9 protein-coding genes are annotated in these 13,550 nt (G+C 58.6%); 3 read left to right on the plus strand and 6 right to left on the minus strand.

Going from position 1 to position 13,550, the window contains the following annotated elements; genetic code table 11:
• Nucleotides 1-491 precede the first annotated feature (491 nt).
• From H8F21_RS12460 to H8F21_RS12470, 3 genes are all read right to left on the minus strand, one after another.
• Nucleotides 492-1,598: an NADH:flavin oxidoreductase/NADH oxidase gene (locus tag H8F21_RS12460; RefSeq protein WP_203584432.1), complete on the minus strand. Its 1,107-nt coding sequence runs from the start codon at nt 1,596-1,598 to the stop codon at nt 492-494.
• 117 nt (nt 1,599-1,715) lie between these two features.
• The gene (gene recJ, locus H8F21_RS12465) at nt 1,716-3,425 is read right to left on the minus strand and encodes a single-stranded-DNA-specific exonuclease RecJ (RefSeq protein ID WP_203476166.1); all 1,710 of its coding nucleotides are present in this window, start codon (nt 3,423-3,425) and stop codon (nt 1,716-1,718) included.
• A 38-nt stretch (nt 3,426-3,463) separates the two neighbouring features.
• Nucleotides 3,464-4,006 carry a YaeQ family protein gene (locus tag H8F21_RS12470; RefSeq protein ID WP_136477879.1) on the minus strand — a complete coding sequence of 181 codons (543 nt, stop codon included), beginning with the start codon at nt 4,004-4,006 and terminating at the stop codon, nt 3,464-3,466.
• Nucleotides 4,007-4,137: 131 nt separating this feature from the next.
• Between H8F21_RS12470 and H8F21_RS12475 the strand changes: the two genes are divergently transcribed.
• From H8F21_RS12475 to H8F21_RS12485, 3 genes are all read left to right on the plus strand, one after another.
• Nucleotides 4,138-5,337 (plus strand): CaiB/BaiF CoA transferase family protein, encoded by a 1,200-nt coding sequence (locus tag H8F21_RS12475; RefSeq protein WP_203542058.1) that lies wholly within the window; start codon nt 4,138-4,140, stop codon nt 5,335-5,337.
• Between the two features lie 106 nt (nt 5,338-5,443).
• Nucleotides 5,444-6,271 carry a TIGR02285 family protein gene (locus tag H8F21_RS12480; protein WP_203542127.1) on the plus strand — a complete coding sequence of 276 codons (828 nt, stop codon included), beginning with the start codon at nt 5,444-5,446 and terminating at the stop codon, nt 6,269-6,271.
• Between the two features lie 195 nt (nt 6,272-6,466).
• Complete coding sequence (locus H8F21_RS12485) at nt 6,467-7,129, plus strand: response regulator (RefSeq protein ID WP_203542059.1); 663 nt, start codon at nt 6,467-6,469, stop codon at nt 7,127-7,129.
• An 8-nt stretch (nt 7,130-7,137) separates the two neighbouring features.
• Here H8F21_RS12485 and H8F21_RS12490 read toward each other — a convergent pair whose 3' ends face one another.
• The 3 genes from H8F21_RS12490 to thrC all read right to left on the minus strand — a co-directional run bounded on the left by H8F21_RS12490 (nt 7,138) and on the right by thrC (nt 13,521).
• A complete protein-coding gene (locus H8F21_RS12490) occupies nt 7,138-8,352 on the minus strand; it encodes an EAL domain-containing response regulator (protein ID WP_203584433.1) in 1,215 nt (404 codons plus the stop codon).
• A 76-nt stretch (nt 8,353-8,428) separates the two neighbouring features.
• Entirely contained in the window at nt 8,429-12,028 is a 3,600-nt protein-coding gene (locus tag H8F21_RS12495; protein WP_236042993.1) for a transporter substrate-binding domain-containing protein, read from the minus strand.
• Between the two features lie 83 nt (nt 12,029-12,111).
• On the minus strand, nt 12,112-13,521 hold the full coding sequence (gene thrC, locus H8F21_RS12500) for a threonine synthase (protein ID WP_203542061.1): 1,410 nt from the start codon (nt 13,519-13,521) through the stop codon (nt 12,112-12,114).
• Nucleotides 13,522-13,550 lie beyond the last annotated feature (29 nt).

Raw genomic sequence — 13,550 nt, forward strand, 5'->3', positions numbered from 1 at the left:
CGTATCACCGGCCAAGCCCTTCACTGAAGGAAGGCACTTCAACCTGCTTTTGACCTGCTTTTGACCTGCTTTTGATCTTGATCCACCTGCCCCGTTAACCAGAAGGGCCGAGTGAAGGTGTTGCGAAAGGGCTAGCGCGCAGCGCCTTCGGCCTTGGCCGAAGTTGCGAATCGTAGTGTTGCTTGCAACACGTAGATCGCAATGCCCTGTAGCGACACCGTAGCGAGGGTACCCGAAGCGCAGCGTAGGGCCCCTGGTGGGGCAAGCCCTTTGCTTACTTTGGGGCGACTGCCAAAGTAAGGCGCCGTAAGGGCGCAAAGGTGACTCAGCGCCACCCGAGCAAACGGATCAGCCCCAAATCGAAGAGCCTCATCACAAGCCCACCACCACCACCGGCTGCACTTGCGACAAAACTGGATCGCCAAAAAGCTCGACCCGATCGCATACGCTCTGCTGAAAGCCAGTCAGTGGCAGCAAGCTTGCCCCACGATTCAGTCACGCAAATCAGACTCATGAATGGGATTAGCCCGACTGGTGGCACGCTGATACTGTGCCGGCCAGGTCGCCCGATTCCCCCCCAGATCATCATCCGCATGCAATGGCCAGTACGGATCGCGCAGCAGTTCCCGGGCCAGGAAAATAATATCGGCCTGGGCCGTGCGCAGGATAGTTTCAGCCTGCATGGGATCGGTGATCATCCCAACCGTTCCCGTGGCGATGCCTGACTCCTCGCGCACTTTCGCAGCAAACTGCGTCTGATACCCAGGGCCGGTAGGAATCTCGGCGTTGACCGAGGTGCCACCCGATGACACATCGATCAAGTCCACACCCAGCTTTCTCAAGCGCTTGGCCAGCTCTACGGTTTCATCCGGGTTCCAGCCATCTTCCACCCAGTCGGTAGCCGACAGGCGCACGAACAACGGCAATTCCTCAGGCCACACTTCCCGAACCGCTTCGGTCACCTGCAAGGTCAAGCGAATGCGGTTTTCAAAACTGCTGCCATAGTCGTCGCGACGCTGATTGCTCAAGGGTGAAAGAAACTGATGCAGCAGATAACCATGCGCGGCATGCACCTCGACCACCTTGAAGCCCGCTTCCAGGGCGCGCCTGGCTGCGTCAGCAAAGGCCTGGATGATCTCGTCTATCTGCTCCTGAGTCATTTCCACGGGCGCAGTGTGCTGCGGATCAAAGGCGATTTTCGACGGTCCCATGGGGATCCAGCCGCCCTCCTCCACCTTGACGCTGCCATGCTTGCCAAGCCAGGGTCGATAGGTACTGGCCTTGCGCCCGGCATGAGCCAGTTGAATGCCGGGCACGGCGCCCTGGGCGGTAATGAAGCGGGTAATGCGCTGCAACGGCGGGATCTGCGCATCGTCCCACAACCCCAAATCCTGGGCGGTGATTCGTCCGTCAGCAGTAACGGCTGTTGCCTCGGTAAAAATCAACCCAGCGCCCCCCACCGCCCGGCTACCCAGATGAACCAGGTGCCAATCATTGGCCAGGCCATCGACACTGGAATACTGGCACATGGGTGAAACTGCAATTCGGTTGGGCAGGGTCAGGTGACGCAGGGTGTAGGGATCAAGCAGCAGGCTCATGGGGCACCTCTCAAATCAAGTGGTAAGGCTCCAGATGGTTGACCGGTCGACCACAGAATCTTCCCCGCAGGTTCATCGACCAATCATTCTGAGCCTAGACCAGTTTGATCCGAGGGTTCAGCGTGGCTCCATATGAGCGATCATCAATTGCACACTTTCCTGCCCGCGGAACTCGTTGACGTCGAGTTTGAAGGCCAGTTCGACCCAGCGCACCGTCGGATTGGGCCAGACATCACGGTCCACGCCGAATGCGATGCCGTCGAGCTTCACCGAACCACACTCGCTTTTGAGCACTACTTTCAGGTGTCGCTCACCGACCACCCGCTGCTCGACCAACTGGAATACCCCATGAAACAGAGGCTCGGGAAAATGTTGTCCCCATGGCCCGGCATGGCGCAGGGCGCGAGCAAGCTCCAGATGAAACTCCTCCACGGCCAGGGTGCCATCGGAAAGCAAGCGCCCGGTCAAATCGTCCTCGCACAGTTGACGACGAACTTCTTCGTCGAATGCCTGGGCAAAGGCCGGGAAATTTTCGCCGGGCAACGACAGACCCGCGGCCATGGCATGACCACCGAATTTGCTGATTAGTTGCGGATGACGAGCGGCCACTGCATCCAGTGCGTCACGAATGTGAAAGCCTGGCACCGAACGGGCCGAGCCTTTGAGCATGCCCTCGCCAGCATCGGCAAAAGCAATGGTAGGACGGTGATAGCGTTCCTTCAGGCGCGAAGCAAGAATACCGATCACGCCCTGGTGCCAATCCGCCTCGAACAGGCACAAGCCGAAAGGCATGGATTCCAGCGGCAGGTCCTTGAGCTGAGCGAGTGCCTCGCGCTGCATGCCCTGCTCGATGGATTTGCGGTCCTGGTTCAACTCATCGAGCTGCCCAGCCATCTCACGTGCCAGGTTTGGATCATCACTGAGCAGGCATTCGATGCCCAAACTCATGTCATCCAGACGACCGGCCGCGTTCAGACGAGGGCCGAGAATGAAACCAAGGTCAGTAGAGGTGATCCGCGCATGATCACGTCGCGCAACCTCCAGAATGGCCTTGAGCCCCGGCCGTGCCCGCCCCGCCCTGATCCGCTCAAGCCCCTGGTGAATCAGGATACGGTTGTTGGCATCCAGCGGCACGACGTCGGCAACGCTGCCCAACGCCACCAGATCGAGCAGTTCGCCAATATTCGGTTGTGGTGCATTGTTGTAATGCCCAAGGCTGCGCAATCGAGCACGCAAGGCCATCAGCACGTAGAAGATAACCCCGACTCCGGCGAGTGCCTTGCTCGGGAACTCGCAACCCGGTTGGTTCGGGTTGACGATGGCATCGGCTGCCGGCAGGTCATGGCCCGGCAAGTGGTGATCGGTCACCAGCACTTTCAGGCCGGCCGCCTTGGCCGCAGCCACCCCCTCCACGCTGGAAATGCCGTTATCCACGGTAATCAGCAGTTGCGGCTGGCGCTGCAGCGCAACCTCGACGATTTCCGGGGTAAGGCCGTAGCCATACTCGAAGCGATTGGGCACCAGATAATCGACGTGGGCCGCCCCCAGCAGACGCAAGCCCAGCACCCCGACCGTACTGGCCGTGGCGCCATCGGCGTCGAAGTCGCCAACGATCAGGATGCGCTGGCGCTGGGCCAGGGCTTCTACCAGCAGGTCTACCGCCGCATCAATGCCCTTGAGTTGCTGATAAGGCAGCAGTCGCGCCAGGCTTTTGTCCAGTTCGGCCGCGCTTTGTACGCCACGGGCGGCGTACAAGCGGGTCAACAGCGGCGGCAGGTCGCCGAGGAACGGCAAAGTAACTGGCAGGGGACGCGATTCGATACGCATGGGACAGTAAAAGCTTCTCTATGGATGAAGGGAAAGAATCAGCCGCGCTCGCCAAGCAGCCATTGCAGCTGCACTTCATGTTGGCCACGGTCGTCGGTAACGAACACCGTGCCTTCGCTAATCATTACGTCCCACTTGATCGCCCGCGGCATATCGGTGGCCAGGGTCTCGAGGACCTCCTGCGGCACTGCTGCAATATTCACGTTCTTCAAATTTTTGACGGCCGGGAGCACCTTGGTCTCCCACACCCGCAGGCTGCCATAGGCCAGCAGGCTGGTGCGTTCGGTACGACGCGAACACCAGGTCAGACGGTCAGCGTCCGGTTGCCCTACTTCGATCCAGTGGAGGATGCGATCGTCCAGACTTTTTTCCCACAGCGCAGCTTCATCCACATCTGAAAGACCCCGACCGAAGGACAACTGTTCGTTGTACCACAGGGCATAGGCCAGCAACCGAACGGCCATGCGCTCCTCGGTTTCCGACGGATGACGGGCGATGGTCTGCTTTACGCTTTCGTATACGCCGCGATCGAGGTCGGTGAGGTTCAGTTCAAACTTGTAGGTGGTGGACGGCTGGGCCATGGGCGGGGCTTCTTGCGACAGGGAAAGTCGCCCAGTCTAACCGATCCGCATGTTCCTTGCCCCGCGGCAGTATCTGAGCGCGCCAAGCTATGATAAAAACGGGAGTTCTGATCAGTTGCTACGGACGCCCCATGCCTACGCCCAGCAAACCCCTCGCCGGCCTCAAAGTCATCGAACTCGGCACCTTGATCGCCGGCCCGTTTGCCTCGCGCATCTGCGCAGAATTCGGCGCGCAGGTCATCAAGGTCGAGTCGCCCGATGGCGGTGACCCCTTGCGTAAATGGCGCAAGTTGTATGAAGGCACCTCGCTGTGGTGGTTTGTTCAGGCGCGCAACAAACAGTCTCTGACACTCAACCTCAAACATGCCGAAGGCATCGAGATTCTCAAGAAACTGCTGGCCGAAGCCGACATTCTTATCGAAAATTTCCGTCCCGGCGTGCTGGAAAAGCTTGGGCTGGGCTGGGACACCCTGCACGCCCTGAATCCGAAACTGGTCATGGTGCGCCTTTCAGGTTTCGGCCAGACCGGTCCGATGAAAGATCAGCCGGGTTTTGGTGCCGTGGGTGAGTCCATGGGCGGCCTGCGCTATATCACCGGTTTCGAGGACCGTCCGCCCGTACGTACCGGCATTTCCATTGGCGACTCGATTGCCGCGCTGTGGGGGGTGATCGGCGCGCTGATGGCGCTGCGTCATCGCGAAGTCAACGGCGGTGAAGGCCAAGTGGTGGATGTGGCGCTGTATGAAGCCATTTTCGCCATGATGGAAAGCATGGTGCCGGAGTTCGACGTGTTCGGTTTCATTCGCGAACGTACCGGTAACATCATGCCGGGCATCACCCCCTCCTCGATCCATACCAGTGCCGATGGCAAGCATGTACAGATCGGTGCCAACGGCGACGCGATTTTCAAGCGTTTCATGCAAGCCATCGGGCGCCAGGATCTTGCCGACGACCCGACCCTGACTAGTAATGACGGACGCGACCTGCGCCGCGATGAACTCTACGGGGTCATCGACCGCTGGGCGCGCACTTTACCGCTGGATGCGCTGATGCAACTGCTCAACGAGGCTCAAGTGCCGGCCAGTCGAATCTTCAGTGCCGAAGATATGTTCAGTGACCCGCAGTTCCTGGCTCGGGAAATGTTCCTGCAAGCCAAGCTGCCGGACGGCAAGCCATTCAAGATGCCCGGCATCGTACCCAAGTTGTCGCAGACGCCAGGCTCCAGCGAGTGGGTCGGACCGGAACTGGGCGCACACACCGAGCAATTGCTGGGTGAGCTGGGTTACGACGGGGCAGAGATTGCTCGTCTGCGTCAACAAGGCGCGGTATAAACATTGCGCCTGGCCCAGTGAGCAGCCCGACAGTGGAGACTGGTACATGACCCGACGCAGGCAACAGCGCTGGCGTACGCTGCTGGCATGGGCCTTCTCTGCCCTGATGGGGGTCGGCATTGCGGGTGCGGCCGGGGCCAAGGAACGTCTTGTCTGGCTGCTGCGTGATCTACCGCCGCTGACCGTCTTCGAGGGCTCGAGCAAAGGTCAGGGTATCGTCGATCAACTGCTGCCGATGCTGATCGAAAAAATGCCTGAGTACGATCACAGTATTCTTCGGGTCAACCGCGCTCGGGGTAACCAGATGCTGCAGGAGGGACGCTTCACCTGCGACCCGATGCTGCTCTGGACCCCGGAACGAGCCAAGTACATACACTTCTCGCAACCCAGCCTGGGCGTACTCAGCAGTGGCCTGGTAGTACGCCAGAAGGACCAGCAACTGCTCACCCCGTTCCTGAACAAGGGTGAGATCGACCTGCGCAAACTGCTCGAAGGCACCGAACTCAAGCTGGGGGTCGTCGCCGAACGCAGTTACAGCCCGTCAGTCGACACGTTGCTCAAATCACTGCCATCGGCAACCCTCAGTCGCCATTTCGGCAATGATGCCGTCACCAACCTGCTGCAGATGCAAAAGCGCGAACGCCTACAGCTGCTCCTCGGCTATTGGCCGGAAGTTCGCTACCTGATCAAGCAACAAGGGTGGACCGTAGCCGACTACGGCTTCTATCCGATCCAGGGTGTGGCACGCTATCAGTTCATCCACGTTGGCTGCGCCGACACCCCACAAGGGCGCGAAGCCGTCACCCATATCAACCAACTGCTCGACAGCTTGCGTCGGGACACCCTGCCAAACCTGTATGCCCAGTGGCTGGATCCGGAGCTGCGTGAGCTTTACCTCGATGACAGTCGGCAGTTCTTCGCCGCCCCCCAGTGAACAGGCAAAAGAAACCCCGAACGTTGGGGAGACCGCTCGGGGTTAAACAAAAGCCCCGTAGGACTTTTAGCGACAGTTGGAAGACATCGGAGCAAAATGCCAATCAACTGACCTTACATGTTCTGATTACCTAGCGGGGCAAAGGTTCATTCTCAGACAGTCCGAGTCTTCCCATTGGTCTACCGGAGCCGCAATTTGAGCACCTTTGCAAAGTCGCCTTTGCGTATCGTCCTGGCGGACGATCATCCGATTTTTCGCATCGGACTACAGGCTGTCCTGGAACAGATACCCAACGTAAAAGTGGTCGGCCAGGCAGCTAGCCCGCTGGAACTCAAAGACCAACTGCAGACACTGGAATGCGACATACTGGTGACCGACTTTATGATGCCGGTGGACCAGCAGAACGATGGTCTGAAACTACTCGAGCAGATTCGCCGTCAGCACCCGCAACTTCCGATCCTGGTGGTGACCATGCTCAACAATGCCGGACTGTTCAGGGCGATGCTTGGCCTGGGAGTGAGTGGCCTTTTGAGCAAGGCCAGCCTGGCTGACGAACTTCCCCAGGCGATTGGCAGCATGTCACGGGGCAAGGTTTATCTGGCCGCCTCGGTCCAGCATCTGCTGATGCAGGACGGTGCGGTACGCGAAGACATGATGGCGGTCAAAGATCCACTTTCACCCAAAGAACTGGAGGTCACCCGGCTGCTTGCCGCAGGTCATACAGTGAACCAGATCGCGACATTGCTCAGTCGTAGCAAGCAGACTGTCAGTTCCCAGAAAGTCAGCGCGATGCGTAAGCTGGGCGTAAGCAACGATGCGGCACTTTACCTTTATCTGCAGGAAAATGGCCTAGCCTGAACAATACCTCAAGCAATGGCCTGGTGGTTGAATCGCGTACGTTCATCCATCCATTGCTGCAGCTCGGCCTCGGGCATGGGGCGGGCGATGAAATACCCCTGCATGACCGGTTGCCCAAGGTCCTTGAGTGCCAGCAGATCGTCAGCGGTTTCCACGCCTTCGACCACCACATTCAAGTTCATGCGCCGCGCCATCATCAGGGCGCCTGCCACCACCGCAGCCTTGCGCCCGTCATGGGCCATGCCGCGAACGAACTCGCTCGGCAGCTTCAACTCACTGAACGGTAGCTCCAGCAGACGCTGGACATTGGAAACGCCCGTACCGAAATCATCGATGGACAACTGACAACCCAGAATCCGCAAGCGCAGCAACCCTTCGAGCTGTTGGTTATCCAATGCACTGCCAGCGGTTTCAACGATCTCCAGGGTCAACGCGCTTGCTGGAACGTCATGACGCTCCAGCGCTGACTTCACCTGGTCGTGGAAATCATCACGAACCAACAGATCGGGAGCAATATTTACCGCTACCGGCAATGCCTTACCCGCGCAGGCCTGATGCTGCGCACTCAGTGCCAGGGCTTGATCGAGAACATGCCAACACAGGGTATCGAACAAGCCAGTGCGCTCGATAAGCGGAAAAAACTGCGCGGGCGACAAAATACCCAGCCTAGGATGCTGCCATCGCACCAAAGCCTCGACGCCCACCAGCTTGCCATCGAAGCAGACCTTGGGCTGATAGTGAACGGTCCACTGATCTTTACTCTGCGCCAACTCAGCCGCAGTGACTTCCGACAGTTCCAACTGTAATACCGGCCTGGTAGGGCTGGGCTCGACCTGAACCTGCTCCAGGTAGCGGCGGAACAACTGGTTCAAGACAACGCTGTTGGCCGGTTTCTGCAGGCAACCCAGCACATTCAGTCCAAGTTGCCGAGCCAGCACGCCGACACTGTCGATAACACAGGCCTCGGCGCTGCTGAGAATGATCAACGCTGCGGCCAGATTGTTTTCCGCCAGATGGCGGATCAACGCCAGGCCATCTTGCCCGTCCATCTGCAGGTCACAGATGGCAATGTCAACGCGACCGCGACGCGCCAGGGTCTGCCGGGCGACCTCAACCGAGTCAGCGGTCAGTACGTCAAACACGCCGATGGCATTGAGCATCTGATGCAACGCCATAAGTTGGAAAGGATGATCTTCTAGAATCAGAACCTTGAGTGAGTGCATGAGTCTTACCCGCGTCTGCAAACATGTGCGTGCGACACTTTAGGAAAGAACCCCTCCGCAACCTATCGGACAAGTCCTAAAGTTGGACCGGAATTTTCGTTAGTTCCTTATCGATATCACGGTTGAGCTGCGATAACACCCGCGACATCTCCTCCCAAGCGCCATGCAAGGCACCCGGCACCCCATCAGCACACGCGCGACTCAAGGCAGAACACGCTTGCGCCAACTGCACTGCATCAACCAAGCAAGCAATGCCCTCGAGTCGATGCAAGGAAATTCGAATGGCGCCCACGGCCTGACTCGCGACCGCTTCGCTGAGCAACAACTGCTCCTCAATCAAATTTTTATGAAGCTCCTCCAGCATGCGCCGCATCACCAGGTGATTGGCTTGAGTCATTTGTTGTAGCAGTTGCATGCGAAAGCCACACACCGGCGCCTGTTCCTCGATCATGGCCGCCAGATGGTCGAGGGACACCGGTTTGACCAGCAGTTCATCCATTCCCGCTGCCAGGCAGCGCTCGCGCTCCTCTTTCATGGCATTGGCGGTGCACCCGATAATGGCTATGGCCGAACGCTGCTTACGGCCTTCCAACTGACGAATACTACGGGCCAAGGCATAACCACTCATGACTGGCATGTTGCAATCTGTGATTACCAGATCGAAGTGATCCGCTTGCCAGGCATCCAACGCCTCTTGACCATTTTTCACCGCCAGCACGTGATGCCCGAGGAACTCCAGTTGCTGGCTGAGAACCAAGCGATTGGCAGACAGGTCGTCAACGACCAGGATGCGCCTTGCCTGACTTTCCTGACGAAGCGTAACCATCGCGGCTTGAGCCGGCACCTGCGCCAGCGGTTCCAGAGTCAGTGTCACCCGGACCTCTGTTCCTTCGCCCAGATTGCTGTGCAAGCTGATGGTGCCGTCCATCAACTCCACCAGTTGCCGACAGATACTCAGCCCCAAGCCAGATCCACCGTACTCGGAAGCCAGGCGCGCATTGGCCTGGGCAAATGGGGTGAACAGTTCTGACTGCTGCTTCGCGCTGATACCAATACCCGTGTCGCGCACGCTCAAAAGCAGACCGACACCCGCTGGCGAGTCTTCCCCGGTACGACTGACCTTCAGGCTCACTTGCCCCAGGTGGGTAAACTTGAGGGCATTGCCCAGCAAATTGACCAGCACCTGGCGCAGTCGCAACGGATCGAACCAATACGTGCCATGTGCGTCGTCGGCAACCTGCAATTGCAGGTGCAAGCCTTGCGTTTGAGCCTGGTTTCGAAACTGGCTGACAATGTCTTCAACGAAAGGGAGCAGAGCGGTTGCCTGCGGTGCCAATTGCAAACTACCGGCCTCAATACGGGCCAGATCCAAACTGTCGCCAATCAAGGCAATCAACTCGTTCGCCGTTCGATACGCCGTCTCCAGCCCTGACGACGGCGCTTTGCCTTGGACTAGAGCGGTTTCCCGCTCCAATTCCAATAAGCCGACGATCACGGCAATGGGCGTGCGAATCTCATGGCTCATCGTCGCCAGAAACGTACTTTTGGCCTGATTGGCTTGTTCCGCCTGCTGGCGCGCCTGCATCAGGTCGGCCTCCAGTTGCTTACGCTTGGTGATGTCGATCCAGCCCCCCAGCAAACCCTGCAACTGCCCGTCAGCGCGGTAGAAAGGCACTGTCCATTGATAGGCCTCTGTACACTGTCCGTCCAACTCGATGCGCCGATCGACGAATAACGGCTTAGAGTCCTGTAACAACCTTATGTAGTCAGCATGAAGTTCATCTGCAAGCTCAGGTGGAATCATTGCGATATCAGTGAGGCGACGCCCCTTGACGTCTTCCAGGCGCAACGAGAACGCCTGTTCGTAGCTTTTGTTACAGGTGATCAAGCGCCCTTCTAAATCCCGCACATAGATGGGATTGGGAATGCCGTCGAGCAACGCGCGCTTGAAGGCCAGTTGATCGTTCAGCGCCTCCTCCGCCTTCTCTCGTTGGCGGATCTGGGCACGCAAGCGACTGCTCCAAAGCAGCGACACCAAACCCAACAGCACTGCGGCGCCAACAGCCCAATAAACCCAAGGTGCGATGCGTCGCCAGGCCGACGCTGGGGGGGCCTGCGCCCCCAGCCATCGCATCCGCAATGCCCGAAGCTCGGCAACCGGAAAGGCTTCCAGCACTTTATTGAGAATACTCAGGAGCTCCGGCGCGCTACGTCGCACCGAAAAGTGGTCGGGCGCCCATTGTCCCTCAACGCCACGCCCAACCTTGATTGTCGGATCGTCACTGAGCTCCATGTAAGCACCGACTTCGCTGTCGATGGTCGCGACGGCCTCGCCTCGGCGAACCTTTTCCCGGGCTTGCTCCAGCGAGTCCACCAGCAACAGGCGGATGTCGGGATGAGACTGACGAATACTGCTTTCCAGCGCATGCTTGGCTGGCAGCGCTAGCGTTTGTCCTGACAGCTCATCCAGCGAAGCCGGACCGAGGTCAGGCTGGCGAACAATAAACACCCAGCTCTGCCCACCCAGGGTATGGCTGAAGTCGAGAAACGCACGTCGCTCAGGTGAGTCACTGAGTGTGGTGCTCATGTCTGCCTCGCCGCTTTTGAGCAATGCCAAACTCTGGGCGATGGACGTCGAAGCGGTGAAGCGAAATTGTAGGCCGGTCAATTGCGCAATAGTTGCCAGCACATCGCTATTCAGACCCACCCAGTCGCCCTGACGATTGCGAAACAGGTAAGGCGGATACTGAATGCCTACCACAGCCACTGTGGGATGCTGGGTAATCCATTGACGCTCCTGTTCGGTCAATTCGATCCGATGGTGGGCTACATCCGATCCCAGCCCCGAGGTCCAGCGCGCAAGAATTTCACCGCGAATCGAATCATCAATGCTGATCAAGGCGCGGTCAAACACGTCACGCAAGGTGCGATCCTCAGCGCGCATGGCAAAGGCAAAGCCTATCGGCGGCAAGGCACTGGGGCCCACCACCTGCAACCCGAGATAGGGTCGCAAGCCGTTATAGGCACGAATGATGACCTCGTTACCAATAAACGCATCGACCTCACCCTGGCGCAGCGCTTCCAGCGCGCTGCTGAGGGTGGGTGCAAGGATCACCTTGCTCTGAGGGTAATCTCGCTGCATTTGCTGGAAATCGGCATAGCCATCGAGCAATGCGATTTTTTTCCCAGCCAGTGACGCTTGTGGAACCGGCGCACCGCCGCGCACCACGACCATGGAGCGGTCCGGAATGTAGTCACGGGTAAACACCAGGTCAGGCACACTGCGCTCAAATCCGTTGGCGCTGGTCAGCACATCGATTTCGCCCTCCTGCAGCGCTTTGATTGCTTCCTCGCGTCTGGCAAACGCCAGAACCTGAGTCTGCACTCCCAGGCGGGCCGCGACCAAGCTCAAGTAATCGGCACTGATACCCTGATAGCGGTTACGGTCGATAGTTATGTCGACAGGTTCGTAGTCGGCAAAGGAAATGCCCACCCGTAACACTCGTGAAGGTCCAAGCCACTGGCGTTCGACCTGATTCAACGGCATCGGCTGGAGGCTGATGAACGGGGGCACCAAGGTGAAAGGTAGCTGTGCAGCCAATGCCCATGCGCCTGCACAGGCCCACAACAGGCAGGCAATCACCAGCCCTATTGATCGTTGCTGCCACTTGCTCATCGGTTCCTCGTCGCTCTTGTCTGGCCCAGGCCAGTAAAAAAAAACCCGTCAGAGACGGGTTTTTCTGGGTGTCTATCGGATGATCACAACGGCTTGCCGCGGTTGCCATGCTGCGCGACGAACGCGTGAACAGCCTTCAAGTCGTTGGCCAGAACCGTGCAGCGCTCTTCCCGCGAGAACAGATCGTTCAGGTGCGCTGGCAGCTCAAGCGCTTTACCAACGCCAGCTTTCTCGACGGCCTCGGGGAACTTGACCGGGTGGGCAGTACCGAGCACCACCATCGGCGTGTCCAGGCTACGCCGGCATTCGCGTGCTGCCTTGACCCCGATTGCAGTATGCGGGTCGAGCACTTCACCGGTCTGGGCAAAGACTTCGGCAATGGTTTCGCAGGTTTGCGCATCATCGACAGCCAGCGAGTCGAACAATTTGCGCGCCTCGGTCCAGCGATCCTGTTCAACGCTGAAGCCGCCTCCTTGTTTGAAGTTGTCCATCAGGTCGGCAATTGCTGCACCGTTACGACCATGCAGATCGAACAACAGGCGTTCGAAGTTGGACGAAACCATGATGTCCATCGACGGCGACAGGGTCGCGTGCAGGGTTTCCTTGACGTACTGGTTGCCGCTCATGAAGCGGTGCAGGATGTCATTGCGGTTGGTGGCGACGATCAGTTGGCTGATCGGCAGACCCATGTTACGCGCCAGGTAACCGGCGAAGATGTCACCGAAGTTGCCGGTCGGCACCGAGAATGCAACCGAACGCGCCGGGCCACCCAGTTGCAGGGCCGCATGGAAGTAGTAAACGATCTGGGCCATGATGCGTGCCCAGTTGATCGAGTTTACCGCCACCAGGCGGGTGCCCTTGAGGAAGCTCTGGTCAGCGAAGCTGGCCTTGACCATTTCCTGGCAGTCGTCGAAGTTGCCTTCGATGGCGATGTTGTGGATGTTCTCGCCGAAGATGGTGGTCATCTGCCGACGCTGAACTTCCGAAACACGCTGGTGCGGATGCAGAATGAAAATATCGACGTTGTCGCAACGACGGCAGCCCTCGATGGCCGCTGAACCGGTGTCACCACTGGTAGCGCCAAGGATCACTACGCGCTCGCCGCGCTTGACCAGTACGTGATCAAGAAGGCGCCCCAGCAGTTGCAGGGCAAAGTCCTTGAAGGCCAGGGTCGGGCCGTGGAACAGCTCCAATACCCATTCATTACTGCCCAATTGACGCAGGGGGGCGACAGCGGCGTGAGCGAACTCGCCATAGGTTTCTTCGAGGATCTTCTTGAAGTCGGCATCGGCAATGCTGCCGGTGACGAACGGGCGCATCACCCGAAAAGCCAACTCGTGATACGGCAGGCCAGCCCAGGAAGCGATCTCCTCCTGGGTGAACCGTGGAAGGTTTTCCGGCACATACAAACCGCCATCGCTGGCCAGGCCAGCCAACAGCACATCTTCGAAATTCAGGGCCGGTGCCTGGCCGCGGGTACTGATATAACGCATAAGGACAAACCTTCGGTTTGGGCTTCAAG

It is taken from the genome of Pseudomonas arcuscaelestis, from assembly GCF_016881005.1.
GTDB classification, from domain to species: Bacteria; Pseudomonadota; Gammaproteobacteria; order Pseudomonadales; family Pseudomonadaceae; genus Aquipseudomonas; species Aquipseudomonas arcuscaelestis.